This window comes from Actinomyces johnsonii (assembly GCF_006546835.1).
GTDB classification, from domain to species: domain Bacteria; phylum Actinomycetota; class Actinomycetes; order Actinomycetales; family Actinomycetaceae; genus Actinomyces; species Actinomyces johnsonii.
This window is the reverse complement of record NZ_VICB01000030.1, coordinates 2,680-4,733: the sequence shown is the minus strand read 5'-3', so window position 1 is coordinate 4,733 and position 2,054 is coordinate 2,680. Positions and strand designations below refer to the sequence as shown.

Annotated in this window: 4 protein-coding genes; all 4 read right to left on the bottom strand. The window is 64.1% G+C overall.

All coding sequences use genetic code 11. The features are described from left to right. Positions 1-563 precede the first annotated feature (563 nt). On the bottom strand, positions 564-818 hold the full coding sequence (locus FK256_RS13945; RefSeq protein WP_141425167.1) for a MerR family transcriptional regulator: 255 nt from the start codon (positions 816-818) through the stop codon (positions 564-566). 131 nt (positions 819-949) lie between these two features. Next, positions 950-1,072, bottom strand: coding sequence for a hypothetical protein (locus FK256_RS14805; RefSeq protein WP_280525793.1), 123 nt, complete (start codon positions 1,070-1,072; stop codon positions 950-952). Positions 1,073-1,578: 506 nt separating this feature from the next. After that, positions 1,579-1,821, bottom strand: a complete 243-nt coding sequence (locus FK256_RS13940) for a transcriptional regulator (RefSeq protein WP_141425166.1) — start codon at positions 1,819-1,821, stop codon at positions 1,579-1,581. Next, positions 1,818-2,054 (bottom strand): hypothetical protein (locus FK256_RS13935; RefSeq protein WP_211343590.1); only part of this gene is annotated, 237 nt, incomplete at its 5' end. The genes FK256_RS13940 and FK256_RS13935, both read right to left, overlap by 4 nt.

The following is a 2,054-nucleotide window of genomic DNA, read 5'->3' as shown; positions in this document are numbered from 1 at the left end:
CGCTCACGCTCAGCCGCTCAGCCGCTCACAGGTGATCAGTGATGTCGGTGGCCACTGCTAGGGTGGCTGTGCTGGCGGGATTCCAGGGGCTGCTATGTGTTGACCCCGCGTGAGCGGGGATGATCCGATGGAGATCTTCTTCATGGTCCTCGGAACGGCGTTGACCCCGCGTGAGCGGGGATGATCCGCGACGGCCGTGAGCGCCATGCTCCACATCTGCGTTGACCCCGCGTGAGCGGGGATGATCCTCGTGGGGGGAGGCGCGGTGACATCCTGTGGGTGTTGACCCCGCGTGAGCGGGGGTGCCCTTTTGGGCTGGGAAGCCGCTCAGGGGCGCTGTGAGCGTCTCTGAGCGGCTTCCCTCGTTATGTGTGCCCCGTCCTGGCTCCTAGGGGGTTTCGGGGCGTCTACGTGGCTGTGAGCGTCTCTGAGCGGCTTTCTCCGTTGCGCGTGCTCATGCTTGAGTGCGTCGACGTCGTAGCCTTCCTCGGCTTCGCGGGTCCAGGCCCGCAGCTGCTCGTCAGTCATGTGTACCGGCATGCCGGATACCGTAAACGGCTTTGCTAAGTGTTTTTGGGGCGTCTGAGGTCGCTGCGGTAGCCCCGTCCGACGCGGTGGGTGGTCCAGTAGTCGATGGTGGTGGGTGTCCAGCCGCGGATCTGTCGGCCGCCCTGCCCGTCGGTGATGATGACGTCCGGCGGGGGCAGGAGTCCTTTGCGGGTGTAGGAGGCGAGAGTGCCCGAGCTCAGGCCGACGCGTTGGGCGAAGCCGGCCAAACTTAAGTATTCCCGGGGGGGCTTCTTATTGGGGGTGGTCATCGTGTTCCTTCCTGGTGCTCCTGGGGTGTGGGCGCGGGCCCTCCCGCCCGCGCCCACACCCCAGGCTCCGCTTTTGGTGGTTGAGGGTGGTGGGGGGTGGCCCCGCGGTTTCCCGTGGGGCCACCTTGGCCTCACTTGCGGTGGCGGCCGTGTCCGGGCTTGAGCATCTGCCACAGCTGGATGACTGCTACGATGGATCCCGGGAGAGTGAGAACTACGCTTGCTAGGCCGATCAGTTCTCCGATCGTCATCACGATCACCTCCTCCCTGTTTAGTTGTTGAACCCCCTGGTGGTTGTACCCCGGGGGGTTCTTCATTTGTTGGGAGGGGTTCCTCCCAACCACCTATAACGTTACCGGTTTGAGTGGTGATTGTCAAGTGGTTTTGGGTTGATTTTCCGGGGTTTTTGCCTCCCCTCTCTTGGGGCCCCTCCGCCCGCGCCCGTTCTTCTGTTCCTTTTCTGTGGTGTTTTCGGTGGGGGTGAATGGAGTTGGCCGCCAGAAGTGTTTCTGGCGGCCAGTTCTATTTTGGCGTGGGGTGGGTGCATCGTGGTCGATATGGCCTGCTACGCTGGGGATAGGTTCGCGATGATGTCTACGGTCATCATGCTGACCTCCTCTCGAACCCCCCGGGGGCATCCGGGGGGTTCCCAAGTGTTTGCCCCCGTGTATGCGGGGGTGCCTTAGTGGCGGGAAGCCCTCTTCCAGAAGCGCCTACAGCGCTCCTGGAAGAGGGCTTCTGTCGTTGTGTACCCGGGGGGTCAGTTTTTGGGACGTCTCAGATCAGTTCTGCGCCCCTGTCCGAGGCGGTGGGTGGCCCAATAGTCGATGGTGGCGGGTGTCCAGCCGCGGATCTGTCGGCCGCCTTCTCCCTCGGCGATGATGACGTCTGGGGGCGGGAGGAGGCCTTTGCGGCCGTATGAGGCGATGGTGCCGGGGGCGAGGCCGACGCGCCGGGCGAAAGCAGCCACTCCCAGGTACCGCTTGGGTTGGGGTGTGGTCATTGGGGATCCTCCTGCTGTTCGCGGCGCTGGTTGACGATGGCGGCGACGACCCCAGAAATGTTGATGGCGCTCATGGTGCCCATGAGGAGGGCCCACCAGTGCCATGAGACGGCTAGCAGCACGACCGCCTGGATACCGGTGGCGACGGCCGTGAGCGCCATGCTCCACATCTGCATGCGAGTGGTCATCGTGGTTTCCTTCCTGGTGCTCTCTCCTGGGGTGTGGGCGCGGGC

Coding starts and splice junctions, on each gene's coding strand:
- FK256_RS13945 (WP_141425167.1), bottom strand. CDS start 818: ATGACCACCCCCAATAAGAAGCCCCCCCGGGAATACTTAAGTTTGGCC.
- FK256_RS13940 (WP_141425166.1), bottom strand. CDS start 1,821: ATGACCACACCCCAACCCAAGCGGTACCTGGGAGTGGCTGCTTTCGCC.